Origin of the sequence: Sagittula sp. MA-2, assembly GCF_030126985.1 — a bacterium.
Classification (GTDB): domain Bacteria; phylum Pseudomonadota; class Alphaproteobacteria; order Rhodobacterales; family Rhodobacteraceae; genus Sagittula.
Genome location: NZ_CP126145.1, coordinates 4,569,631 through 4,594,322, shown reverse-complemented (window position 1 = coordinate 4,594,322; position 24,692 = coordinate 4,569,631). Strand labels below are relative to the sequence as shown.

The 24,692-nt window shown below is 68.2% G+C and carries 22 protein-coding genes; 11 read left to right on the top strand and 11 right to left on the bottom strand.

Features of this window, described 5'->3' with window-relative positions; translation table 11 throughout:
• Nucleotides 1–208: 208 nt before the first annotated feature.
• Nucleotides 209–1,396 (top strand): S8 family serine peptidase, encoded by a 1,188-nt coding sequence (locus tag QNI11_RS22315; RefSeq protein ID WP_283981839.1) that lies wholly within the window; start codon nucleotides 209–211, stop codon nucleotides 1,394–1,396.
• 1 nt (nucleotide 1,397) lies between these two features.
• Here the strand turns inward: QNI11_RS22315 and QNI11_RS22310 are convergent, their stop codons facing one another.
• From QNI11_RS22310 to QNI11_RS22285, 6 genes are all read right to left on the bottom strand, one after another.
• Complete coding sequence (locus QNI11_RS22310) at nucleotides 1,398–2,003, bottom strand: pyridoxamine 5'-phosphate oxidase family protein (RefSeq protein ID WP_283981838.1); 606 nt, start codon at nucleotides 2,001–2,003, stop codon at nucleotides 1,398–1,400.
• Nucleotides 2,003–4,807, bottom strand: coding sequence for a DNA polymerase I (gene polA / locus QNI11_RS22305; RefSeq protein ID WP_283981836.1), 2,805 nt, complete (start codon nucleotides 4,805–4,807; stop codon nucleotides 2,003–2,005). The genes QNI11_RS22310 and polA overlap by 1 nt, the downstream gene beginning before the upstream one ends.
• Before the next feature lie 73 nt (nucleotides 4,808–4,880).
• A complete protein-coding gene (locus QNI11_RS22300; RefSeq protein ID WP_283981835.1) occupies nucleotides 4,881–5,717 on the bottom strand; it encodes a glycosyltransferase in 837 nt (278 codons plus the stop codon).
• Between the two features lie 39 nt (nucleotides 5,718–5,756).
• Nucleotides 5,757–5,936, bottom strand: coding sequence for a zinc-finger domain-containing protein (locus QNI11_RS22295; RefSeq protein ID WP_100928849.1), 180 nt, complete (start codon nucleotides 5,934–5,936; stop codon nucleotides 5,757–5,759).
• A 114-nt stretch (nucleotides 5,937–6,050) separates the two neighbouring features.
• A complete protein-coding gene (locus QNI11_RS22290) occupies nucleotides 6,051–6,707 on the bottom strand; it encodes a TIGR02117 family protein (RefSeq protein ID WP_283981834.1) in 657 nt (218 codons plus the stop codon).
• A gap of 3 nt (nucleotides 6,708–6,710) precedes the next feature.
• Nucleotides 6,711–7,082: a histidine triad nucleotide-binding protein gene (locus tag QNI11_RS22285; RefSeq protein WP_283981832.1), complete on the bottom strand. Its 372-nt coding sequence runs from the start codon at nucleotides 7,080–7,082 to the stop codon at nucleotides 6,711–6,713.
• A gap of 137 nt (nucleotides 7,083–7,219) precedes the next feature.
• Here QNI11_RS22285 and QNI11_RS22280 point away from each other — a divergent pair, with 137 nt between their 5' ends.
• Nucleotides 7,220–8,611 carry an APC family permease gene (locus QNI11_RS22280; RefSeq protein ID WP_283981830.1) on the top strand — a complete coding sequence of 464 codons (1,392 nt, stop codon included), beginning with the start codon at nucleotides 7,220–7,222 and terminating at the stop codon, nucleotides 8,609–8,611.
• A gap of 38 nt (nucleotides 8,612–8,649) precedes the next feature.
• On the opposite strand, the gene QNI11_RS22275 is transcribed toward QNI11_RS22280, so the two are convergent.
• Nucleotides 8,650–10,227, bottom strand: a complete 1,578-nt coding sequence (locus QNI11_RS22275) for a DUF5928 domain-containing protein (protein WP_283981829.1) — start codon at nucleotides 10,225–10,227, stop codon at nucleotides 8,650–8,652.
• A 144-nt stretch (nucleotides 10,228–10,371) separates the two neighbouring features.
• Between QNI11_RS22275 and QNI11_RS22270 the strand changes: the two genes are divergently transcribed.
• Nucleotides 10,372–11,190 carry a sulfotransferase family protein gene (locus QNI11_RS22270; protein ID WP_100928844.1) on the top strand — a complete coding sequence of 273 codons (819 nt, stop codon included), beginning with the start codon at nucleotides 10,372–10,374 and terminating at the stop codon, nucleotides 11,188–11,190.
• 11 nt (nucleotides 11,191–11,201) lie between these two features.
• Here the strand turns inward: QNI11_RS22270 and QNI11_RS22265 are convergent, their stop codons facing one another.
• Nucleotides 11,202–11,426, bottom strand: a complete 225-nt coding sequence (locus QNI11_RS22265) for a DUF2798 domain-containing protein (RefSeq protein ID WP_100928843.1) — start codon at nucleotides 11,424–11,426, stop codon at nucleotides 11,202–11,204.
• 8 nt (nucleotides 11,427–11,434) lie between these two features.
• Nucleotides 11,435–12,019 carry a DUF1285 domain-containing protein gene (locus QNI11_RS22260; protein ID WP_283981827.1) on the bottom strand — a complete coding sequence of 195 codons (585 nt, stop codon included), beginning with the start codon at nucleotides 12,017–12,019 and terminating at the stop codon, nucleotides 11,435–11,437.
• Nucleotides 12,020–12,088: 69 nt separating this feature from the next.
• Here QNI11_RS22260 and QNI11_RS22255 point away from each other — a divergent pair, with 69 nt between their 5' ends.
• Genes QNI11_RS22255 through QNI11_RS22240 form a run of 4 tightly spaced genes read left to right on the top strand, consistent with a single transcriptional unit; the run spans nucleotide 12,089 to nucleotide 18,784 of the window.
• The gene (locus QNI11_RS22255; RefSeq protein ID WP_100928841.1) at nucleotides 12,089–13,096 is read left to right on the top strand and encodes a MoxR family ATPase; all 1,008 of its coding nucleotides are present in this window, start codon (nucleotides 12,089–12,091) and stop codon (nucleotides 13,094–13,096) included.
• The gene (locus QNI11_RS22250; RefSeq protein ID WP_283981826.1) at nucleotides 13,093–13,968 is read left to right on the top strand and encodes a DUF58 domain-containing protein; all 876 of its coding nucleotides are present in this window, start codon (nucleotides 13,093–13,095) and stop codon (nucleotides 13,966–13,968) included. Before QNI11_RS22255 ends, QNI11_RS22250 begins: the two co-directional genes overlap by 4 nt.
• Complete coding sequence (locus QNI11_RS22245) at nucleotides 13,965–16,745, top strand: DUF4159 domain-containing protein (protein ID WP_283981825.1); 2,781 nt, start codon at nucleotides 13,965–13,967, stop codon at nucleotides 16,743–16,745. The genes QNI11_RS22250 and QNI11_RS22245 overlap by 4 nt, the downstream gene beginning before the upstream one ends.
• On the top strand, nucleotides 16,742–18,784 hold the full coding sequence (locus QNI11_RS22240; RefSeq protein WP_100928838.1) for a glutamine amidotransferase: 2,043 nt from the start codon (nucleotides 16,742–16,744) through the stop codon (nucleotides 18,782–18,784). Before QNI11_RS22245 ends, QNI11_RS22240 begins: the two co-directional genes overlap by 4 nt.
• A gap of 181 nt (nucleotides 18,785–18,965) precedes the next feature.
• Here QNI11_RS22240 and QNI11_RS22235 read toward each other — a convergent pair whose 3' ends face one another.
• Nucleotides 18,966–19,676, bottom strand: coding sequence for a DUF599 domain-containing protein (locus QNI11_RS22235; protein WP_283981822.1), 711 nt, complete (start codon nucleotides 19,674–19,676; stop codon nucleotides 18,966–18,968).
• Nucleotide 19,677: 1 nt separating this feature from the next.
• The gene (locus QNI11_RS22230; RefSeq protein WP_283981821.1) at nucleotides 19,678–20,088 is read right to left on the bottom strand and encodes a CopD family protein; all 411 of its coding nucleotides are present in this window, start codon (nucleotides 20,086–20,088) and stop codon (nucleotides 19,678–19,680) included.
• Between the two features lie 171 nt (nucleotides 20,089–20,259).
• Here QNI11_RS22230 and QNI11_RS22225 point away from each other — a divergent pair, with 171 nt between their 5' ends.
• The 4 genes from QNI11_RS22225 to glcF all read left to right on the top strand — a co-directional run bounded on the left by QNI11_RS22225 (nucleotide 20,260) and on the right by glcF (nucleotide 24,593).
• Nucleotides 20,260–21,705, top strand: coding sequence for an FAD-linked oxidase C-terminal domain-containing protein (locus tag QNI11_RS22225; RefSeq protein WP_100928835.1), 1,446 nt, complete (start codon nucleotides 20,260–20,262; stop codon nucleotides 21,703–21,705).
• Nucleotides 21,706–21,767: 62 nt separating this feature from the next.
• Nucleotides 21,768–22,880, top strand: a complete 1,113-nt coding sequence (locus tag QNI11_RS22220; protein ID WP_283981819.1) for an FAD-binding protein — start codon at nucleotides 21,768–21,770, stop codon at nucleotides 22,878–22,880.
• Nucleotides 22,880–23,218: a hypothetical protein gene (locus tag QNI11_RS22215; RefSeq protein ID WP_283981818.1), complete on the top strand. Its 339-nt coding sequence runs from the start codon at nucleotides 22,880–22,882 to the stop codon at nucleotides 23,216–23,218. The genes QNI11_RS22220 and QNI11_RS22215 overlap by 1 nt, the downstream gene beginning before the upstream one ends.
• Before the next feature lie 16 nt (nucleotides 23,219–23,234).
• Entirely contained in the window at nucleotides 23,235–24,593 is a 1,359-nt protein-coding gene (gene glcF, locus QNI11_RS22210; protein WP_283981817.1) for a glycolate oxidase subunit GlcF, read from the top strand.
• Nucleotides 24,594–24,692: the final 99 nt, after the last annotated feature.

Below are 24,692 nucleotides of genomic sequence, written 5' to 3'. Positions count from 1 at the left end.
CCGGGGCGACCTGCGCCCCGGTCCCCCTGACCCCGATCCCCGCCCTGATCCCCGCCCTGATCCCCGCCCTGACGCGGCGCCCGGCCCGGGGGTGCGGGCGCTCTGACGCCGGTTGGCGTCTTTTTTAACGCGCCATTCACGCGGACACCGTTCCGGCCCGTCGCCCGCGGATGTAGCCTGTGGACAGAGATTTTGTCCCGGGGATTTGATGTCCAGATTAATCGTGCTGCGCGACAGGGCCGACAATTGGCGTCGGCCATCCGTGCCGCTGAGTGCCTCGGTGGCACCGCGGGCGCCGGAGGCCGCGTCCGACCCGCTGATCGAATCCGTCGACCTCAGCCCCGCCGAGCTGCGCGACCTGGTGCGCGACCCGACCTGCCTGACGGTGGCGCCGGTGATGCCGACCCGGATCGTCAATCCCGAACCGCTGGACGACCTGAGGGCGGAGGACGCGGTGCCCGGCTGGGGCCTGCACGCGGTGGGCGCGGACTGGACCAATGCCACGGGGCACGGGGTTCGGCTGGCGCTTCTGGACACCGGCATCGACCGCAAGCACCCGGCCTTTGCCGGGGTGCGGCTGATCACCAAGGATTTCGTCGGGACAGGCGTGGGCGATGCGAACGGCCACGGCACGCATATGGCCGGGACGATCCTTGGCCGCGACCTGGGCGGCACGCGGATCGGGGTGGCGCGCGGGATCGAGGATCTGTTCGTCGTCAAGACGCTGGCGGACAACGGCATGGGGCGGTCGGACGGGTTCATGCAGGCGGTGCTCTGGGCCGCCGGGGCAGAGGTGGACATCGCGGTCTTTGCGCTGAGTTTCGACATCGCCGCGCAGGTGGAGGCGCTGACCGCCGAAGGCTATCCGAGGGTGCAGGCGAACACCGCGGCGGTGAACGCCTATCGCGGCAACCTGCGGATCTTCGAACTGGTGATGCAGATGATCTGCGCCGCCAAGGGCCCGCTGCTGCTGGGCGCGATCGGCAACGACAGCCTGCGGGTGATCTCTCCGGATTTCGAGACCGGGCCGGCGGCGCCCGCGGCGGCCCGGCACGTGCTGGCGGTGGGCGCCTGCGGGCCGGGGCCTGAGGGGCTGGAGCCTGCGGTCTTCTCCAATGCCGGGCCCGCGCTGGTGGCGCCGGGGGTGGGCATCATCTCGGCCAGCCTGGGCGGCGGGCTGAGGTCGCTGAACGGCAGTTCGATGGCGGCGGCCCATGCGGCGGGGGTGGCCGCGCTCTGGGTGGAGCAGATGCGCGGCGAGGGCGAGCGTGTCACCGCGCAGAGCCTTGCGGCGAAGCTGATCGGCACGGTCACGCGGCAGGGGCTGGTGCCGGGGCAGACGGTTCTGGACTGCGGGCACGGGCTGATCCAGGCACCAAAGGGGCAGCTGGACTGAGTCAACCCCGGGTCAGGCGGGCGCGGAGGGCCTGCACCTCGGCCTCAAGCTCGGCGATGCGGGCGTCGCGTTTGGCGATGCTGGCGGCGACATCCTCTGCCTCGAACCGCTGGGGGATGTGCTGCGGGCAGTTCACGTCCCAGGCCTCGACCTCGATCAGCAGGGCGCGGTCGGCGCGAGCGCCTTCGGGGCGGAGGCGGGCGACGGTGGCGGGGTCGTCGGTGACGCGGGCCTTGCCCCAGATCTTCACGCGCTGGCGGTGCATGTAGTCGATCAGGAACAGCTCGACCCGGGGATTTTCGGACAGGTTGCCGAGCGTGACGTACTGCCGGTTGCCGCGCAGGTCGGCCATGCCCAGCGTGCGGCTGTCGAGCACCCTGAGGAACCCCGGCGCGCCGCCGCGGTGCTGAACGTAGGGCTGGCCGTCGGCGCTGGCGGAGGCGAGGAAGACGCTGCGCTGCCGGGCGATGAAGGTCTCCAGGTCGGCAGAGATGTCGATGGGCCATTCGGCGGTTTCGAACATCCCGCGCGAGCCCAGGCGGCGCTGCATTTCCTGCACGGCGGGGGTGAAGACCAGCCCGTCAGGAGAGCGGTCGAAGTCGCCCATCAGTGTGCCTCTGCCCAGTTCGCCCCCTGCCCCGCGTCGACGACCAGCGGCACGTCGAGTTTCACCACCGGATCGCAGGCGTTCTGCATGACCTCGCGGGCCGCGCCGATCAGGTCGTCGGCCGCGCCGTCCTCGACCTCGAAGATCAGTTCGTCGTGCACCTGCAAAAGCATCTTCGCGGGGATCTTCGCGATGGCGTCGGGCATCCGGACCATGGCGCGGCGGATGATGTCGGCGGCGGTGCCCTGGATCGGCGCGTTGATCGCGGCGCGCTTGGCGAAACCGGCGCGCGGCCCCTTGGCGCCGATCTCGGGCGTGTGGATGACGCGGCCGAACAGCGTCTCGACCCGTTTGTGTTCGGTGGCGAACTTCACCGTGTCGTCCATGTACTGCTTGATGCCGGGGAAGCGTTCGAAGTAGCGGTCGATGAAGCCCTGCGCCTCGGCCCTCGGGATGCGCAGGTTGCGGGCGAGGCCGAAACCCGAGATGCCGTAGATCACGCCGAAGTTGATCGCCTTGGCCTGTCGGCGGATGTCGGGGGTCATCTCGTCGAGCGGCACGTTGAACATCTCGCTCGCCGTCATGGCGTGAATGTCCAGCCCGTCGCGGAAGGCCTGCTTCAGCGCGTCGATGTCGGCCATGTGGGCGAGGATGCGCAGTTCGATCTGACTGTAGTCGAGCGAGACCAGCGTGTGCCCTTCCGGCGCGACGAAGGCCTCGCGGATGCGGCGGCCTTCCTCCGAACGGACGGGGATGTTCTGAAGGTTCGGGTCGTTGGACGCCAGACGCCCGGTGTTCGCGCCCGCAATGGAATACGACGTATGCACGCGCCCGGTGTCGGGGTTGATGTGTTCCTGAAGCGCGTCGGTGTAGGTCGACTTCAGCTTTGACAGCTGCCGCCAGTCGAGCACGCGGCCCGGCAGGTCGTGTTCCGTGGCGAGGTCTTCGAGCACGTCGGCGGGGGTGCTGTACTTGCCGTTCTTGCCGCGTTTGCCGCCGGGCAGGCTCATCTTCTCGAACAGGATGTCGCCAAGCTGCGCCGGGGAACCGACGTTGAACTTTTCGCCCGCGAGTTCGTGGATCTCTTCCTCCAGCTCGGCCATCTTCTGCGCGAACTTGCCGGACATGCGGGACAGCGTGGCGCGGTCCACCTTGATGCCCTGCATTTCCATGGCCTTGAGGACCGGCACCAGCGGGCGTTCCAGCGTCTCGTAGACACGGGTGACGCGCGCGCGGTGCAGCTGCGGCTTGAAGGTCAGCGCGAGGCGCAGGGTGATGTCCGCATCCTCGGCGGCATAGCCGGTGGCCTTGTCGAGCGGCACGCGGTCGAAGGTGATCTGCCCCTTGCCGGTGCCCAGCAGGTCCTTGATCGGGATCGGGGTGTGCGAAAGGTAGCGTTCGGACAGCGTGTCCATGCCGTGCGGATGCTCTCCGCCGTGCAGCGCGTAGGACATCAGCATCGTGTCGTCGATCGGCGCGATCTCGATCCCGTAGCGGGAGAAGATCTTTGCGTCGTATTTCATGTTCTGCCCGATCTTCATGACCGAGGCGTCTTCGAGCAGCGGCTTGAGCGCGTCGAGCGCCTGCTGCATGGGGATCTGGCCCTCGGCCTTGGCGTCGGAGGCGAAAAGACCCTCGCCGCCGTCCTCTGCGAGGTGGGCCAGCGGGATGTAGCAGGCTTCGCCCGGGGCGACCGCCAGCGAGATGCCGACGAGGTCGCAGAGCATTTCGTTGAGGCCGGTGGTCTCCGTGTCGACGGCGACGGTGCCGAGGTCCATGGCGCGGGCGATCCAGCGTTCGAGCGCCGCCATGTCCTGCACGCATTCGTAGGCGGCGGGATCGATGGCGGGCCAGTCCGGCGCGGCCTCAGGCGAGTCCTGCTGCGCCGGTTCCGGGATGGCGGGCGCGTCCACCCCGGCGTTCTCGGCGATCCGCTTCGTCAGGGTGCGGAACTCCATCTTCGTCAGGAAGGCAAGCAGCGTATCGGGATCGGGTTCCTTCACCTCGAGGTCGTCGAGGGTGAAGGGCAGCTCCATGTCGCAGTCGAGCTGCACGAGCTTCTTCGACAGTTCGATCTGGGCGCGCTTCTCGATCAGGGTCTCGCGGCGCTTGGGCTGCTTGATCTCTTCGGCGCGGTCCAGAAGCTCTTCGAGGGAGCCGAACTCGTTGATCAGGAGGGCGGCGGTCTTGATGCCGATGCCGGGCGCGCCGGGCACGTTGTCGACGGAATCGCCCGCAAGCGCCTGCACGTCCACCACGCGTTCCGGCCCGACGCCGAATTTCTCCATCACGCCTTCGCGGTCGATGCGCCTGTTCTTCATCGGGTCGAGCATTTCGACACCGTCGCCGACAAGCTGCATGAGGTCCTTGTCCGAGGACAGGATCGTGACCCGTCCGCCGGCCTTGCGCGCCATGCAGGCCAGCGTCGCCATGATGTCGTCGGCCTCGAACCCCTCGATCTCCTTGCAGGCGATGTTGAAGGCTTCGGTCGCTTCGCGGGTCAGGGGGATCTGCGGGCGCAGCTCCTCCGGCATGGCCTCGCGGTTGGCCTTGTAGTCCTCGTAGAGGTCGTTGCGGAAGGTGTGGCTGCCCTTGTCGAAGACGACGGCCACATGGGTCGGCGCGTCGGGGCCGTGATTGTCCTCCACGTAGCGGTGCAGCATGTTGCAGAAGCCCGACACGGCGCCGATGGGCAGCCCGTCAGACTTGCGCGTCAGCGGCGGCAGCGCGTGGAAGGCGCGGAAGATGTAGGCCGATCCGTCGATCAGGTGCAGATGGCAGCCCTTGCCGAAAGTTTCCGCCATGTTGTCGCCTCCTCTGGATCTCCAGAGGGGTTTGCCACGTTGCGCGGGCGCGTGCCAGCCCTTCGCGGGGTCATCAGATGCCGAACAGCCGATCCTGCCAGCGCAGGGAGCGTCCGCCGCGGAACACGCCGAAGCGGTCGCGCATGTAGCGAACACAGGCGAGGTTGGCGGCCATCCGGTCAAAGCCGCCGAACTCGTAGTCGCTGAGCGGATCGACGTAACGGACCGTCGTGCCTTCGACCACGGTGCTGTTCTCGATGGCGCGCCAGTCGATGCCGGTGGGGACGATGGGGTGGCCGTTCTTGAGGAATATACCCGACAGCCATACGTCGTCGACCGTCCAGAGCACGTCGGGTATGTCAAATGCCTCCTCGTCCACGAAGTGCGGGCGGATCAGTACGCCGCCCATGCCTTCGGCGATGTCGGGTGCATAGCCACTCGCGCGCATGGGACGCCATTGCCCGAAAGAGGCGGCGCGGCGCAGCCTGTACCCCGGACCCCGCCCCTTCCAGCGTTCGTGGTTCTCCCACTTGAGCGAGGAGCGCCAGCGGTCCGCGATCACCGCGTCAGGGTGCCTCGCCGCGGTTTCCGTCAGACGGGTCAGCCAGTCCGGGTCATAGCAAAAGTCATCGTCACAGTAGACGAGCAGCGCATCCTGATCGCGGTAGCGTTCCACCGTAGGCAGGATCTTGGTCGCCGGGCCGAAGTCGGACTCGATCACGTGGACGTCCAGCCCTTCGGGCAGAAGGGTCGTATCCAGCGTGCCGAATTCGGGACGGCGGTAGGTCTTTGGAACGTTGAGTTCTATCGCGTCGGGGCGGGTGTTCTGGGCCAAGAGGCTTTCGATCGTGCCGGACAAATAGGACACGCGCGACGGAATCGTCGTCAGGGAAACAACCAGCTTGCTCAAGTCTGTAACTCCGGAATACGTGAAAGATGCGGCGCCCGCTCAGACCTTGCCTTCGAAGTCCTTGTGCACGAGCTTCGCATCGCAGTACGGGCATTCGACATAACCCTTGTCCTCGGGGATCTGCAACCAGACGCGGGGATGACCCAGCGCGACGCCGCCGCCGTCACAGGGGATGCGGTAGGCCTGAACGATGCGTGTTTCGGGGGCTTGCGTGGTCATGACGGTCCCTCATGGTCGATGGCATGTGACTCCGGGCGTTATGGCCGAACCCCGGCGCGGGGGCAATATGGCGCCGCAGCGGGTGGTTGACGCATGGCATCGGGTGTTGCCGGATCAATCCGCCTGAAAACGGGCCAGGGACAGCGTGACGGCAAAGGGGGTCGGCGTCCAGAGCCCGAAGCGGATGCCGGCGCGGTCCAGCACCTCCGCGACCCAGACGTTGCAGGTCCTGAACAGGTGAAACCGGCCGGTGGCGGCGAAGAACCGGTCGTAGGGACCGAACCCGGCGTCCGGCAGGGGATCGGGCGTGGGGGCAGAGGCGAGGATCGCATCCCGCAGGCGGCCGTATTCCGCGGCGGTGAGGCGCAGAGGGCGGGCGCCGCTGCTGTCGCCCAGCGCGCCCGCGACGGAGACATGCAGCACCGCCTCGTCGCCGCTGACGGCGCGCCAGACGGTCGCGGCACCGAGGTCCGCATAGCTTTCGGTGGCGGTGTAGAAGGCGCGCGCGCCCCAGCCGACAACGATCCATTCGACACGCGGGTCGGAAAGCGGCACGCCCGCGCGCTCGGCAAGACCGAAGGCGGCAACGGTCGCCGGGTCGGCGGGCAGCAGGAAGTCGTAGTGGATCGGCCCGGACAGCAGCCAGACGGTCACCGGGCCGTCGCCGCCGCCCGTCCGGTCATTGGGCCAGAGGGCGCCCGCGACGGCGGCCAGAAGGTACAGGCCCACCAGCGCGGGCGGCAGCAGAAGGAGCCGTCCGCGCCATGTCATGCCTCACGCGGCGGGTTCGAGCATCCGGCCCAGCGGGCGCCCGCCGAGGATGTGGACGTGGAGGTGCGGCACCTCCTGCACGGCGTTGGCCCCGGCGTTGGAGATCAGCCGCCAGCCGTCGGCCTCCAACCCCTCCATCTCGCAGACCTTGCCGACGGTGCGCACGTAATCGGCGATCTCGGCGTCGGAGGCTTCCTGCGCGAAGTGGTCGAAGGTCACGTAGGCGCCCTTCGGAATGACCAGAATGTGCAGCGGCGCCTGCGGGCGGATGTCGCGGAAGGCGAGCGAATGCTCGGTCTCCAGCACCGTCTGGTTCGGGATCTCGCCACGAAGGATCTTGGCGAAGATGTTCTGGTCGTCGTAGCTGTAGGCCATGTGCGTCATCCTGCGGTATTCGGTTTGCCGCCATGAAGGCGGAAAAAGCGGGCCGGTGCAAGGTGCGGACGGGCGCAGGCGGGAACCCCCCACTGTGTCCGGGCGTTTTCCGGCACCAGCCAGAAAAGGGTGGCTCCATGGCATTCACTGAGAGCGACGGCAAGTCCGCATCCGGGCAGCCCGAGAACGGAGAGGCCGGATCGGACGGCAAGCTGAAGCGCGCCATCGGGCCGGGACTGCTGCTTCTGTTCATCGTGGGCGACGTGCTGGGCACCGGCATCTACGCGCTGACCGGCAAGGTCGCCGAAGAGGTCGGCGGCATCGTCTGGCTGCCCTTCCTCGTGGCCTTCGTCGTGGCGGGTCTGACCGCCTGCAGCTACCTCGAACTGGTGACGAAGTATCCCAAGGCCGCCGGTGCGGCGCTTTACACCGAAAAGGCCTTTGGCATCCATTTCGTCACCTTCCTCGTCGCCTTCGCGGTGATGTCGTCGGGACTGACGTCGTCCTCCACCGCCGCGCGCGCCTTTGCCGAGAACTTCTCGACCGGGTTCGGGCTGGAACTGGGCGGCTGGGCCGTCACGCTGGTGGGGCTGGTGTTCATCGCGGCGATTGCGCTGATCAACATGCGCGGTGTCGGGGAAAGCGTCTTGGTCAACGCGGTCTTCACCTGCATCGAACTGACCGGCCTTCTGATCATCGTGGGCATCGGCCTGTGGGTATTCGGCGCCGGAGAGGCGGACGTGTCGAAGGCCTTCGAGTTCGACAGCAGCGAAGGGGTGTTCTGGCCGGTGATCGCGGGCACGACGCTGGCGTTCTTCGCCATGGTCGGCTTCGAGGATTCGGTGAACATGGCCGAAGAGACGAAGGACCCCTCGCGCAGCTTCCCCAAGATGCTGTTCGCGGGACTGACCATTGCCGCGGTTCTGTACCTCGTGGTGTCCATCGTCGCGATTTCCATCGTGCCGGTGGAAGAGCTGGCAGAGGGCGACACGCCGCTTCTGAAAGTGGTGGAGGCGGGCGCGCCGGGCTTTCCGCCGTGGATCTTCGGGCTGATCACGATGATCGCGGTGGGCAACTCGGCCCTGATCAACCTGCTGATGGCCAGCCGCCTGATCTACGGCATGAGCGAGGAAGGGGTCCTGCCCTCCGTGCTGGGCAAGGTGAATGCGTCGCGGCAGACGCCGGTGACGGCGATCCTGTTCACCTCGGTCCTGGCCGCCGGGCTGGTGACGTTCGTGGGCGCCGTGCCGGAGCTGGGCGGCACCACCGCCTTCCTGCTGCTGGGCGTCTTCACCGTGGTCAACGTCGCGGTGCTGGTGCTGCGGCGCGACGGTGTCGACCACAAGCATTTCCGCACGCCGACCGCGCTGCCGGTGCTGGGCGCCCTGACCTGCGCCTTCCTTCTGGGGCCGTGGACCGGGCGCGACCCGGCGCAATACATGATCGCGGCGGTCCTGCTGGGGATCGGCGTGGTGCTGTGGGGTGTGACCCGGCTGTGGATGGCGCGGAAGGACCAGGGGGGTTCGTGAGGCCCTGGCGGATTTTGCCGCCTGTCTGCTGCGCCCGATCAGTCGGCGAAAAGGTGGTCGTGGCGCACGATGTCCTGCGCGACGCTTTCGGGCACGGTCAGGAACTCTGCCACGGCGCGGGCGCTGACCTCCATCGGGTCAATCTCGCGCATGTGGTTGTGATGCTCGAACCCCGCGTCGCGGATGCGGTCGCTTTCGTGGATCATGTCGTTGCGCACGGTGGGCAGCAGCCGCTCGATCGTCTCGCGCGGGGTGCGGGCACCGGCGAGGCCCACGCGCATGGCATGGCCGATCAGGTAGTCGTCGGAGAACTGGCACTCCACCTCGAGGAAGCGGGTGGTGGAGCGGTCACGGCCGAAGTCCTCGAGCAGGTCGAGGTTGGCGGGGTCCATGCAGACCACGAGGCGGTCGGTCTCGTAATAGTCGAACAGCATCCGCATCAGCGCGCGGCGGTGGCGGTGGCGCTTGCCCATGGTCGACTGGATGCCGCCGAGGTCGGGCAGCGGGCAGCTTTCCTCGTTGAACAGGTACTCGACGCAGGGCACGTTGGTCATCTTGCGGATGCGTTCGACCAGCCGCTTGGCAACGTGCCACTTCTTGCAGACGACGATGAGCAGTTCGCGGTCGCGCCCCAGCGAGCTTTCGGTCTCCCAGAAGCGCGGGGCGAAGCGGCGGCCAATGCGGCCCTTGGCGGAGAGGAACTTGAAGAGCGAGCGGCCCTCGTTCGAGATCTGGAACTTCACCCCCTCGGAGGAGAAGAGCACGCCGAGGCGGCGCTTCAGCTCAAGCGCCTCGGGGCTGATCTTGCGGGCGAAGAGGAAGTCCTGGCTGAGCAGCAGGTCGTAGTGGTCGTTGTAGAAGACCACGGGCATCCCGTATTCGGTGAACATCAGGAAGGTGAGCGTGCGGCTCTCGATCTCGGCCTCCGGGACGAGGTGGCGGACGAGGGTCTGGAAGAACGTCTCGTCCGGAATCCATGTGGTCGAGAAGAACCGCATGACGTCGCGCCGCTTCTTCGTGAAGTCGAGGATCCATTCGATGGTGCGCCGCCTGAGGCACCACCATTGCGAACCGATCATCACGTCGATGTCGGCGGGGATCGGGCGGGTCAAGCCAAGGCGCTGCTGAAGGTTGAACATCGCGTAGAAGCGTTTCTTCTGCGTGCGCTCGTTGAACCAGTGGCGATAGACCAGCCGCTCTTCCTTCCAGCCGGTCTTGATCCAGTCGGAATTGAAGTAGTCGAAGCTCTCGATGAAGTCCTTGTCGTGCCGGTCGAGGAAGTCGTGGGTGTATTCCGCCGACTTGATCGCCATGCAGTCGCCAGAAAGCATGTAGAAATGCGTGGCGCGCGGGAAGGCATCGACCGCGGCCTCGACCGCATTGAGGGTGGCGGCGACCAGCGACCATTCCCCCCAGCCGCACTTCAGCCGCTTGCGGGCAAAGGTGACGTTGGGATTTTCACGCAGCGCGGCGCGGATCTTGGCGTAGTCCTCGGGCCGGGCGCGGGCGTCGAAATGGATCGACATGTAATCGCCTGCCGCGGTCAGGCTTTGTGCCTGGCGGATGATCGCGTCCGGCTCCTTGTGGCACAGAAGGATGAAGGCAATTTTCGCCATTCAGTAAACGGTCTGCCCTAGTTTTGCCCGATTGTTTATGTTGATAGATGTGAACGGGCGTTGAATAAACCTGCTTTATTTGATTTTTTGAAGCGGGTTCGACCGCCCACGGAACAAAATAACTGACGGACCGAGGCAAGAGGCATGGGCTTTCCAGGCACCTGGATGACCGAGAGCGAGAGCGTGGTGTACCGCGTGGTGCCGAAGTGCGCCTGTTCGACCATCGGCCAGATCATGTATTATTCCGATCACGGCGAATTCTTCGACGGCGACATCCACGATGCCACATCGGGCATGCACAAATGGGCCATCGAAGAGAGCCAGCCGAAGATCAAGGCGAACGTGAAGACGCGCACGTCCTATGCCTTTACCTGCGTGCGCAACCCCTACACCCGCATCCTGTCTTCGTTCTTCGACAAGATCTGCGGCATCCAGCGCAACGGAAAACGCTACCGCGGCAACCTCGTGCCGCTGTTGATCCAGAAATACGGGATCGAAGTCGGCGGCGACGACGGCAAGGACGACTTCGACCAGATCCGCAGCTTTCGCCGGTTCCTGCTGTTCGCCCGCGATACCATCCGCTGGCGCCGCCCGATGGAGCCGGACATCCACTGGTCGGCGGTGTCGGGCCATGTCTCGACCTTCATCGTCAACGGCGGGCGCTACAACAAGATCTTCTGGACGGAGGCGTTCAACGACGGGATGCAGGAGGTGCTGAACCACATCGACACGCCGCATACCATCGACCTGAACAACATCCCCCGCTTCAACGAGAGCGAGGGACACGGGCCGAAGCGGGCGCATCCGGTCGAGGACTACTTCGACGACCTGTCGATGCATCTGGTCTACGAGATCTACAAGCGCGACTTCGACCTGTTCAAATACGATTTCGAGAACCCGGGCAACAAGATGCCGGTGGGCGAGATCGACCTCGACGAGGTGCACGCCAAGCTGGGCGACTGACGCGCACGCCTTCAGCGCCGGGTGTTGCGGTCCACGAAGCGGCGCACGCGCGGCGCGATCAGAAGGACCGCGGGAAAGGCGATCATCCATGACGAGGCCCAGGCGCTCATCCACAGGAAGAAGAAGTCGGCAGGCAGCCCCACGGCCCGCAGCGTCGCCACGCCCGACACGATCAGCGACATCAGGCCGGAAAGCATGAACCCGAAGATCACGGGCGCCAGTCTGGGGTGGATCATCTGTAGTGTCAGCCTTCGGGGAGTTCGTCCGAGGGGATGATCCGGAAGAATTCGCCGGAAGACCAGAGGCCGAACCACCCGTCGTGATGCGCGCCGATCTCGACAAGGCGGTAGAAACTTTTCCGGTCGATCAGAGCTTCGAGATTCGCACGCACGAGTACATACGGCGAAGGTTCGCCGGTTTCCGGGTCGCGGGTCACGCGGATCGGGTGGTCCGGCCCGGCCACGGCGGTGTCACCGACATGTGTATGGAACGTGAGGACCTGCGTCTCGCCGCTGCCCTCGGCGGTGAAGTCCACCGCCACGAAGGGCGCGTCGTCCACCGTGATGCCGACCTTTTCGACAGGCGTGACAAGGAAGTAGTCGTCGCCGTCCTTGCGCAGGATCGACGAGAAAAGCCTTACAAGTTCGAAGCGGCCGATGGGCGTGCCCAGGTAGAACCACGTCCCGTCCCGCGCGATGCGCATGTCGAGATCGCCGCAGAACGGCGGATTCCACTTGTGGACCGGCGGCAGACCCTTGCCCTTTTTTGCGGCACGGGCGGAGGCGGCGATGCCATCGGCGGAGGGAGTCACGAGATTTTGTGTGCTCATTGCTTTTGCCATTAAGCTGCCAGAGGATACATTCTGACCAAGAGTATAGTCCCTGAACGGAGAGACGCCATGGCAGAGGCCGAAGATCTGGTTGCCGACATTGAGGCGCTGGAAGAGAAACTGGCCGAGGCCAAGAGATCCATCACCGCACGGTTCATCGGGCAGGAGCGGGTCGTCGACCTCACCCTGTCGGCGATGCTTTGCGGCGGACACGCGCTGCTGATCGGCCTCCCCGGCCTCGGCAAGACGCGTCTGGTCGAGACGCTGTCGACCGTCATGGGCCTGAAGGGCAACCGCGTGCAGTTCACGCCGGACCTGATGCCCGCCGACATTCTGGGTTCGGAGGTGCTGGAGACCGGTGCCGACGGCACCCGCACCTTCAAGTTCATCGAAGGCCCGATCTTCTGCCAGCTTCTGATGGCGGACGAGATCAACCGCGCTTCTCCCCGTACCCAGTCGGCCCTGCTGCAGGCGATGCAGGAAAAGCAGGTGACCGTTGCCGGGGAAACGCGCGGGCTGGAGGCTCCGTTCCACGTGCTCGCCACGCAGAACCCGATCGAACAGGAAGGGACGTATCCGCTGCCCGAGGCGCAGCTTGACCGTTTCCTCGTGCAGATCGACGTGGCCTATCCTGACCGCAAGACGGAGAAGGACATCCTGCTGGCGACCACCGGCACCGAGGAGGCGCAGTCGCACCAGGTGTTCAGCGCCGAGGAGCTGATCACCGCGCAGCACCTTCTGCGCCGGATGCCGGTGGGCGACGCGGTGGTCGAGATGATCCTCGACCTCGTCCGCGCCTTCCGCCCCGACGACGAGTCCGCGCCGGAGCGGGTGAAGGAGATCGTGGCATGGGGTCCCGGCCCGCGCGCCGCGCAGGCGCTGATGCTGACGGTGCGCGCCCGCGCGCTGTTGCAGGGCCGCCTGGCGCCCTCGCCGGAGGACGTGCTGGACATGGCGAAACCCGTGCTGGTGCACCGCATGGCGCTGACCTTCTCGGCCCGTGCGCGCGGCGAGGATCTTGGCAGGCTGATCGACGAGGTGGCCGGGGCGATGACCCCGCGTGAGGCCGCCGCGTGAGTTCGGTCGCCCACCTTCGCACCCGCGCACAGATCGAGGCGAGCCGGTTCCCGGCCCTTCTTGCCCGCGCGGAGCATCTGGCCGGGACCGTCCTTCTGGGCGATCACGGCCGGCGGCGTGCGGGGCTGGGCGACGACTTCTGGCAGTACCGCCCGCTGCGCGCGGGGGATTCGTTCCGGCAAATCGACTGGCGGCGCTCCGCCCGCGGCGACGAGCAGTTCGTGCGCGAGCGCGAGTGGCAGATCGCCCAGTCGGTGCAGATGTGGGTCGATCCCGGCGCGTCGCTGCGGTTCTCCTCGCACAAGGACCTGCCGACCAAGGCGGATCGCGCGCGGCTGGTGGCGTTGGCCGCCGCCGTGCTGCTGATCCGGGGCGGCGAGCGTGTCGGCCTGACCGGCTGGGACCTGCCGCCGCGCCGGGGCGACGCGCAGACGCTGCGGCTGGCGAAGTATTTCAGCGACGAGGGGGAGGACGACTATGCCGAACCCGAATCGCGCGGGATGCTGCCCAACGCCAAGGCGCTGTTCGTTTCGGATTTCCTCGGCGACGTGGCGCCGGTGGAGGCCGCGCTGACCAAGGCGGCTGACCGCGGTGTGCGCGGCGTGCTTCTGCAGGTGCTCGACCCGTCGGAAGAGGCGTTCCCGTTCAACGGCCGGACGATCTTCGAATCGGTGAACCGGACGCTGCGCTACGAGACGCTGAAGGCCGGCGAGCTGAAGGAGCGTTACCTCGAACGGCTGGCCGAGCGCAAGGCGCGGCTGGATCATCTGTGCCGCCTGACCGGCTGGCAGCATTTCACCCATCACACCAACAACACGGCGCAATCGGCCCTCCTGTGGGTCTATCGTGCGCTGGACGGGAGCCAGGGATGACATTGTTCGGACTGGGCTTTACCGCGCCCTGGCTGCTGCTCGGGCTGCTCGCGCTGCCGATCCTCTGGGTCATCCTGCGCGCCGTCCCGCCCGCGCCGATCCGGCGGATGTTTCCCGCCGTGGTCCTGCTCTTGGGCCTGAAGGACGAGGAGCAGGTCACCGACCGGACGCCCTGGTGGCTGCTACTGCTCAGGATGCTCGCGGTCGCCGCGGTGATCGTGGGCCTGGCCGGGCCGGTGCTGAACCCGCGCGACGAGACAGAGGCGGCGGGCAACGGTCCGCTCCTGGTGGTAATGGACGCAAGCTGGGCCTCGGCCTCCGACTGGCGGTCGCGGACGATCGCGCTGGAGGGCCTGCTGGCCGAGGCGGGGCGCGACGGGCGCACCGTCGCCGTGATGCGCCTGACCGCGCCCGAAGCACCGCAGTTCCTGTCGGCGGACGTGCTGCGCAGCCGCCTGTCGGGCATCCTGCCGGAACCGTGGGAACCCGACGCCGCGCGCATGGCCGAAGCGGCAGAGATGCTGCCGAACGGCGCCTTCGACACCTACTGGATGTCCGACGGGCTGGAGCGGGAGGGCCGCGAGGCGCTGGCCGACGCGCTGGAAACCCACGGCGCGCTGACCGTCTTCGAGGCGCCGCGCAACCTGCTGGCTCTGGAACCGGCGACGCTGGAGGACGGCAACCTCGCCTTCACCCTCCGCCGCCTGCGCGAGGGGCCGGAGGTGGAGGTCGTGCTGGAAGGCCACGGCAAGGACCCGGCGGGAAACCCCGCGGTGCTGATGCGCCAGCCCGTCACCTTCGAAAGCGGCGCGCTGGCGGCAGAGATGGAGCTGTCCCTGCCTTCGGAACTGCGCGCCCGGATCGAACGGTTCGAGGTGGCGGGTGCCGACAGCGCCGGGGCCGTCACGCTGCCCGACGACAGCCTGCGGCGGCGCGAGGTGGCGCTGATTTCCGCCCGCGAGGACCGCGAGGGGCTGCAACTGCTCGACCCGCTGCACTACCTGCGCAAGGCGCTGGAACCGACGGCGGACCTGCTCGAGACCGACCTCGGCACCGTGCTGCCCGCGAACCCGGACGTGATCGTCCTTGCCGACATCGCCCGGCTGACGGGCAAGGAGGCGGCGGACGTGCTGGACTGGGTCGACAGCGGCGGCACGCTGTTGCGCTTTGCCGGGCCGCGCATGGCGGCGTCGGACGTGTCGCGCGACACCGAGGACCCGCTGATGCCGGTGCGCCTGCGCGCCGGGGGCCGGAGCGTCGGCGGCGCCATGAGCTGGGGGGAGCCCAAGACACTGGCCCCCTTCACCGAGGACAGCCCGTTCTTCGGGCTGGAGATTCCCGACGACGTGACCATCGAGAGCCAGGTGATGGCGCAGCCGGACCCGACGCTGGCCGACCGCGTGATCGCCCAGCTTGCGGACGGCACGCCGCTGGTGACGCGGCAGTCCATCGGCCAGGGACAGGTGATCCTGTTCCACGTCACGGCCAACGCCGAGTGGTCGACGCTGCCGCTGTCGGGCCTCTTCGTGCAGATGCTGGAACGGCTGGCGGTCTCCTCCGCCATGGTGCAACCGGATGTTAACGACCTGGAAGGCACGATCTGGCAACCTGCGCTTGTGCTCGATGCGTTCGGCGTCCCGCAGGAGGCAGGCACCCTGCCCGGCGTGGACGGACCGGCGCTGCTGACCGCGGCCCTCGGACCGGACCTGCGCCCGGGCCTGTACGAAGGGGAGGACCGCGCTCTGGCCCGGAACGTTGTCACCGCCGAGACGGAGCTGCTGCCGGTCGCATGGCCGGACGGCGTCACCGTCGAGGGGCTGAACCGCCCGCAGGAAACCCCGCTGGCGGGCTGGCTGCTGGCCGCCTCGATCCTGATGCTGCTGGTGGACGTGGTCGCCTCGCTCGCGCTGTCCGGGCGGCTGCGCGGTGCCGTGGCGGCGGGTCTCGTTCTGGCGATGATGGGCGGAATGCCCCTGCCCGGCCACGCGCAGGAGGTGGTGGAACAGGCCGAGTCGGAGGATGACGCGCAAGCCATCGCCGCCACGTCCGAAGTGGTGCTGGCCCATGTCCTGACCGGCGACGACCGGCTGGACGAGGTGGCCCACGCGGGGCTGCGCGGGCTGTCGGATACCCTGTATTTCCGCACGTCGGTGGAGCCGGCGGAACCCATCGGCGTGAACCTCGAAACCGACGAGCTGGCGTTCTACCCGCTGCTCTACTGGCCGATCACCCCCGGTCAGCCGACCCCCTCGGCCGAGGCTTACGCCAAGCTCAACACCTACCTGCGGTCCGGCGGGATGATCCTGTTCGACACGCGCGACGCCGATGTGGCGGGCTTCGGCGCAGGCACGCCGGAGGGGCGCAAGCTGCAGGAACTGGCGGCGCCGCTCGATGTGCCGCCGCTTGAGCCGATCCCGCAGGACCACGTGCTGACCCGCACATTCTACCTGCTGAACGACTTTCCCGGCCGATACCAGGGCCGCGGCATCTGGGTCGAGGCGGCCCCGCCCGACGCGGCGCTGATCGAGGGGATGCCGTTCCGCGACCTCAACGACAACGTGACCCCGGTGGTGATCGGCGGCAACGACTGGGCGTCGGCCTGGGCGATGGATGAGACCGGCATGCCGCTGGTGCCCATCGGCCGCGGCTTCACCGGCGAACGCCAGCGCGAGATCGCCTACCGGTTCGGAGTGAACCTCGTGATGCATGTGCTGACAGGCAATTACAAAAGCGACCAGGTCCACGTGCCTGCGTTGCTGGACAGGCTGGGCCAATGAACGCAGGACAAATCGTCTTCGACCCGCTGCTGCCGTGGGTGGTGATCTACGCGCTGGCGGCGCTGGCCTTCGCGGGCGTGGTGCTGGCGCTCTGGCGCGGGCTGAAGGGCTGGCCGCTGCGCTTCCTCGCCGGGCTGGTGCTGGTGGCCGCGCTGGCGCAGCCCTCGTGGCAGATGGAGGACCGCGCGCCGCTTTCCGACATCGTGCTGATGCTGGTGGACGAGACCGCCTCGCAACGGCTGGCGGAGCGTGCCGGCGTGACCTCCGACGCCGCCGACACGATGGAGGCGCAGCTTCTCGCCCGCCCCAACACCGAGGTCCGGCGCATCCCCGTCCCCGACGGCGAGGGCGACGCGGGCAGCCAACTGATGACCGCGCTGTCGCAGGCCCTGGCAGAAGAGCCGCGCGGCCGGGTCGCCGGTGTGGTGCTGCTGTCCGACGGGCGGCTGCACGACCTCGAACGCCTGCCCGACCTGCCCGCGCCGATGCACCTGCTGCTCACCGGGCAGGAGGACGACTGGGACCGCCGCCTGATCGTGAAGAACGCCCCGGCCTTCGCCATCCTCGGCGAGGAGGTCGAGCTGACGCTCCGGATCGAGGACGAGGGCGCGGCCCCCGACGAGGCCATGACCGACCTGCAGATCTCCATCGACGGGTCGGAACCGCAGACCTTCCGCGTCGCCATAGGCGAGGACCACGCCCTGCCGATCACCCTGCCTCACGGCGGCCTGAACGTGATCGAGTTCATCGTGCCCGAGGCAGAGGGCGAGCTGACCGACCGCAACAACCGGGCGCTGGTGCAGATCAACGGCGTCCGCGACCGTCTGCGCGTGTTGCTGGTGTCGGGCGAACCCCACGCCGGGGGCCGGACCTGGCGCAACCTGCTGAAATCCGACAGCTCCGTCGACCTGGTGCACTTCACCATCCTGCGGCCGCCGGAAAAGCAGGACGGCGTGCCGGTGTCCGAGCTTTCGCTGATCGCCTTCCCGACGCGCGAGCTGTTCCTCGAGAAGATCGACGACTTCGACCTCATCATCTTCGACCGCTACAAGCGGCGCGGCATCCTGCCCGCCATCTACCTCGACAACGTGCGCAACTACGTCGAGAAGGGCGGCGCGGTGCTGATCGCCGCCGGGCCGGACTTCGCCTCGGCGGATTCGATCTACCGCTCGCCCCTGGCCGACATCCTGCCCGCCGAACCCACGGCGCGGGTCATCGAACAGGGCTACCGCCCGGCAGTGACCGAACTGGGCCAGCGCCACCCCGTCACGGCGGGCCTGACCGGGGCGGACACCTGGGGCCGCTGGCTGCGGCAGGTGGAGGTCGAACCCGTCTCCGGCGAGGTGGTGATGCAGGGCGTCGACGACCGCCCGCTCCTCGTGCTCGACCGCGTCGGCGAAGGCCGGGTGGCGCTGCTTGCCTCCGATCACGCCTGGCTCTGGAACCGCGGCTACGAGGGCGGCGGCCCGCAGCTCGAACTGCTGCGCAGGCTGGCGCACTGGATGATGAAGGAACCGGAACTGGAGGAAGAGGCGCTCTGGGCCGAACCCACAGGCCAGACCATGCGCATCATCCGCCGCTCGCTGACCGACGACGTGGGCGACGTGGAGGTGACAGGGCCGGACGGCGAAACCGTGACCGTCCCGCTCGAAGAGGTCAGCCCTGGCCGCTTCGAAGGCATCTACGACGGCCCGGAAATCGGCCTCTACCGCCTCAAGGAGGACGACCTGGAAGCGGTCGTGGGCCTCGGCCCCGCCGCCCCGCGCGAATTCATCCAGACCATCGCCAGCGGCGCCGCGCTTGAACCGGCCATCGACTCGCTGCGCGGCGGCATCCTTAGGCTCGAGGAGGGCGTGCCCTCCGTGCGCAACGTGCGGCAGGGCCGCCCCGCCGCCGGGCGCGGCTGGATCGGCCTGACCCCGCGCGACGCGTTCGAGACGCTGGACATCCGCCAGACACCGCTGATGCCGCCCTGGCTGGTGCTGATCCTCGCCGCCGCGATGATCGTCGGCGCCTGGCTGCGCGAAGGCCGCAGCTGACACCACTGCCCTCAACGCTTCAGCCGGCCCCCCTTCATCTTGGCCACAAATACCTCGGGGGGCCCCGCAGGGGCGGGGGCAGCGCCCCCTCCGCCGCCGGGACGACGCGGATCACCGGCCAGAAGCGCAACAGGACGCAGGGCGGAGGTCTCCTCCGCCCCCCGCGGCCTGAACCCGCGCCTCAGCCCCCGGTGATGTCCGACGGGTCCAGAAGTACCGCACGGGAATGCGACCAGAATTCCCGCCGCAGGATCACGGCAGAGGTCACGAGGGTCGCCGCGATCAGCGCCCATGCCCCGATCAGCCAGGCCGAGGCGCCGATCCCGAAATAGACGGAGCGCAGGCCGCGGTTGTAGCTGCGGGCGCCCGCGATGTTGATCTCCGCCGCCTTGCGGGCGCGGGGCAGCGTCGCCGGGTCTTCGGGATCGTTCGGCACCGCCGCCATCAGGACAGAGGTGTAGCCGAACAGCCGGTGCGACCAGACGAACTTCAGGAAGGCGTTGGAGGCGAAGAGGAGCATCAGGATCAGCTTGATCTCCAGCACCACCACCGGGTCGGTGGAGGGGGTCAGATCCTGCGCCACGCCCTGCAGCCGCTCGGCATTGCCCAGCAGGGCAAAGCCGCCGCCTATGGCGATCATCGAGGCGGAGGCGAAGAACGAGGTGCCCTGCCTCAGGCTCGCGACGATCTGGCTGTCGAAGATGCGCGGGTTGCGGGTGACGAAGGCCTCCATCCATTCCCGCCGGTAGCGCGCCATCAGGGCCGAGACGGAGGGGCGCCACGCCGGCGGATGCTCGATCACCAGCGTCGCCGCGACCCATGCCGCCAGCAGGAAGCCGACCGCCACCACGTCGATCATGGCAAAGCCGGCGATGACCGCCTGCCAGTCCATCTCAGAACGGCTGCACGACCACGACCCAGAGGATCGCGATGGTGCCGATGACGGAGACCTCGTTGAAGATGCGCAGGAACATGTCGCTTTCGCGGAACTCGCCCTTCTGCGCGCGGCGCACCAGCCTGCCGGTCCACAGGTAGTGCACCGCCAGCAGCGCCACCAGCGTGGCCTTCAGGTGCAGCCACGCGGGCCAGCCCAGCCAGGTGCCGTACCAGATGCCGGTGACGATGGCGATCACCCCCAGCCCGAAGGAAAAGCGGTAGAGCCGAAAGGTCAGGTCGCCCAGCGGGCCGTTCTCTCCCAGCCGGGCATGTTCGCGCTTCCAGTAGATCAGCGCGCGCGGCACCGCGAAGATGGACGTCATCCAGCCCATGACGCACAGGATGTGTATGATCTTGACCCAGGCCATCGGCGTGCTCCGTTTTCGGCACCTGACTCCGATGGCCCGGAAAGTGCAAGCCGGGCGCGCGAATTTGACTCGCCTGCGGGGGTTTTTGGTTATATGACTTGACCAATTGCCGCGTTCTTGGTCGCCACCTGCGCGCCGGGACAGGCTGCAGACCCGAGGGAGGTGCCACCCATGCAGATGCCGGAACCGGACGGCGCGATCCTTGCCCGCAAGTCGCGCATCGTGGAGCGGCTTGCCGCGGTGTCGCCGCGCGGCGTGATCTCCGAACCTTCCGAGGTGCGCGCCTACGAGTGCGACGCGCTGACCGCGTACCGCTGCCCGCCGCTGGCGGTGGTGCTGCCGTCCTCGACCGAGGAGGTCGCGGCCGTGCTGAAGGTCTGCCACGAGGAGGGCGTTCCGGTGGTGCCGCGCGGCTCCGGCACCTCGCTGGCGGGCGGGGCACTGCCCACCGCGGATTCGGTGATCCTCGGGGTGTCGCGGATGAACGCGGTGCTTGAGACGGATTACGAGAACCGCTTCATCCGGGTGCAGACCGGCCGCACCAACCTGAGCGTCACCGGCGCGGTGGAGGAGGAGGATTTCTTCTACGCGCCCGACCCGTCCTCGCAGCTGGCCTGCGCCATCGCCGGGAACATCGCGATGAACTCCGGCGGGGCGCATTGCCTGAAGTACGGCGTGACGACCAACAACCTGATGGGCGTGACCATGGTGCTGATGGACGGCACGGTGGTGGAGCTTGGAGGCGCGTACCTGGATGCCGGCGGGCTCGACCTGCTGGGCGTGGTCTGCGGGTCCGAAGGGCAGCTTGGCGTGGTGACGGAAGCGACCCTGCGCATCCTGCGCAAGCCGGAGGGCGCGCGCCCGGTTCTGATCGGCTATGCCTCGAACGAGGTGGCGGGCGCCTGCGTCAGCGACATCATCAAGGCGGGCGTGCTGCCGGTGGCGATCGAGTTCATGGACGCGCCCTGCATCCGCGCCACGGAGGATTTCGCCAAGGCGGGCTACCCCGACTGCGAGGCGCTGCTGATCGTGGAGGTCGAAGGCTCGGAGACGGAGATCGCCGAGCAGCTTGCCAAGATCAAGGAGATCGCGCAGCGCCACGACCCGGTGGAGCTGCGCGAGGCGAAGTCCGCCGACGAGGCCGCCCGCATCTGGCTGGGCCGCAAGTCGGCCTTCGGCGCCATGGGCAACATCAACGACTACATGTGCCTCGACGGGACGATCCCGGTGACGGAGCTGCCCTTCGTGCTGAAGCGCATCGGCGAGATGTCGGCGGAATTCGGGCTGGAGGTGGCCAACGTCTTTCACGCGGGCGACGGCAACATGCACCCGCTGATCCTGTTCAACGCCAACGAGCCGGGGCAGCTGGAGCTCTGCGAGCGGTTCGGGGCAGAGATCCTGAAGCTCTGCGTCGAGGTCGGCGGCTGCCTGACCGGCGAGCACGGCGTGGGCATCGAGAAGCGCGACCTGATGACCCACCAGTACGCGCCCGAAGACCTCGAGGCGCAGATGGCGGTGAAGGACGTCTTCGACCCGAAGTGGCTGCTGAACCCGGCGAAGGTGTTCCCGCTGGCGTCCTCCGAGGGGCGGCGCGTGGTGGCCCTGGCGGCGGAGTAGCCGGGGTTCCACCCCGGACCCCGGAGTATTTGGAAAGCAAAGAAGCACGAAGGGCAGGCGAGATGAGACCAGGGAGCGAGGCGGAACTGGCCGAGGCGGTGCGCGGGGCGCAAGCGCCGCTGCGGGTGTGCGGCGGCGGCACGCGGGCCATCGGCGGCGGCGGCGCGGCGGCGGTGCTGGAGACCGGCGGCGTCACGGGCGTGTCGCTGTACGAGCCGGGCGCCTTGACGCTGGTGGCGGCGGCGGGCACGCCTTTGTCGGAGATCGAGGCGGTGCTGGATGCGGAGGGCCAGCGTCTGGCGTTCGAGCCGATGGACCATCGCGGGCTGCTGGGCACCGAGGGGGTCTCGACCATCGGTGGGGTGGTGGCGGCGAACGTGTCGGGCCCGCGGCGCGTGCAGGCCGGGGCCTGCCGGGATTTCCTGCTGGGCGTGCGTTTCGTCGACGGCACCGGGACGGTGGTGAAGAACGGCGGGCGGGTGATGAAGAACGTCACGGGCTACGACCTCGTGAAACTGATGGCGGGCTCGCGCGGCACGCTGGGGGTGTTGACGGAGGTCAGCCTGAAGGTGTTGCCGAAGCCCGAGGCCGCGGCCTCGGTCCTGATCGACGGGCTGGACGACGCGGCGGCGGTCGCGGCGATGGCCCGCGCGCTGGGGTCGCCCTACGACCTGACCGGGGCGGCGCATCTGCCGGTGGGGCCGGACGGCGACCCGCTGACCCTGCTGCGGATCGAGGGCTTTGCCGGGTCGGTCGCGTATCGCGCGGGACAGCTCGCGGCGCTGTTCGGCGGACAGGCGGTGCGGATCGAGAGCGATCCGGAGGTGGTGGCGGAGGCCTGGGCCGACGTGCGCGACGTGGCGCCGATGCACGGCCGGGAGGGCGACGTCTGGCGCATCCACTGCAAGCCCTCGGACGCGCCGGGGCTGGTCGCCCGGCTGGAGCCGCGCGCGGTGCTGTATGACTGGGGCGGCGGCCTGATCTGGGCTTTGACGCACACCGGCACGGATGCGCGGGCCAGGCTCGGGGCCTTCGACGGCCATGCGACGCGTGTGCGGGGCCGCGGCACAACGCCGGTCTTCCCGCCTGAGCCGGCGCCCGTGGCGGCCCTGTCGCGGGCGATCCGGGCGCGGTTCGATCCGCGCGGCATCTTCGACCCCGGCACGTTGCATTGATGACCTGGCCAGTCGTCGGAGCCTTCCTCGTGACCTTCGTGGCCGGCCCGCTGCTGTGCGCCGGGCTGCTCCGCCTGCCCTCCACCCTGCGCGTTCTGGCCGGGCTGGCCATGGCGGTGGTGGTGGGCATGGGCGCCGCGCTCTGGCTCGAGCCGCGCGCGCCGCTGCCGTCGCTTCTGCTGCTGTGGGCCGGGTGGGTCACGGCGGTGGCGATGGTGGGCCACGCGCTTTACCGCCGGCTGGAGGGCCGCCGCGCCCGCCGCTGGATCACCGTAATTGCCATACTGGCCACAACCCTGCCGTGGTTCGGACTGGCCACCGCCCGGCTGATGGCCTGAAGACCCAGAGAGACACATGCAGACCAATTTCACCAAAGAGCAGCTTGCCGATGCGGGCACCGCGCGCGCCAACGAAATCCTGCGGGCCTGCGTGCATTGCGGGTTCTGCACCGCCACCTGCCCCACCTATCAGGTGCTGGGCGACGAGCTGGACAGCCCGCGGGGCCGCATCTACCTGATCAAGGACATGCTGGAGAACGAGCGGGTCCCGGACGCGGACACGGTCAAACACATCGACCGCTGCCTGTCCTGCCTCGCGTGCATGACCACCTGCCCCTCCGGCGTGCACTACATGCATCTCGTCGACCATGCCCGCGCCTATATCGAGGAGCGCTACGAACGCCCCCGGTCCGAGCGTGCGCTGCGCTGGCTCCTGGCGCGGATCCTGCCCTACCCGGGCCGGTTCCGGCTGGCGCTGCTGGGGGCGAAGATCGGGCGTCCCTTCGCGCGGCTGGTCCCCGATGCGCGGCTGCGCGCCATGCTGGAGATGGCGCCAAAGCAGGTGCCGCCGGTGTCGCGCAACGACGATCCGCAGAGCTTTGCGCCCGAGGCGCCGAAGCGGATGCGGGTGGCGCTGATGACCGGCTGCGCGCAGCGGGCGCTGAACACCGACATCAACGATGCGACGATCCGGCTGCTGACGCGGCTCGGGTGCGAGGTCGTGGTGGCCGAGGGCGCGGGCTGCTGCGGGTCGCTGACGCACCACATGGGCAAGTCCGAAGAGGCGCATGGCACCGCGGGCAAGAACATCCGGGCCTGGGCGCGCGAGATGGACGGTGCGGGGCTGGACGCGGTGGTGATCAACACCTCGGGCTGCGGCACGACGGTGAAGGACTATGGCCACATGTTCCGCGAGACGCCGCTGGCCGCGGACGCCGCGCGGGTGGCGGCCATCGCGCGGGACGTGACGGAGGTGCTGGCCGAGCTGATGCCGGAGACGGCAGAGGCCGACCTCGGCCCGGCGCGCATGGGGATTGCCGGGACCGACCGGCCGGACACCGCGGACGCGCCCGGCGGGACGGGGCCGTTGCGGGTTGCCTATCACGCGGCCTGTTCGCTCCAGCACGGGCAGAAGATCAAGGGCACGCCCAAGGCGCTGCTGAAACGCGCGGGCTTCGAAGTGGTGGAACCCGCCGACAGCCACCTGTGCTGTGGCTCGGCAGGGACCTACAACCTGATGCAGCCGGAGATCTCGAAGCAGCTCAAGGCGCGGAAGGTCCAGGCGCTGGAAGCGAAGGCGCCGGACGTGATCGCGGCGGGCAACATCGGCTGCATGATGCAGATCGGCTCGGGCACGGGGGTGCCGGTGGTGCACACCGTCGAACTGCTGGACTGGGCGACCGGCGGACCGAAGCCCCCGGCGCTGCAGGTTTGATCTTGTTGACCGTTCGTCAGTCGTGCGATCTAGCTTTGATGCGCCGCATTTTCGCCCTGAAAAACGGGTAAACCGCGCGCAAAGAGGAAAGACCACGTG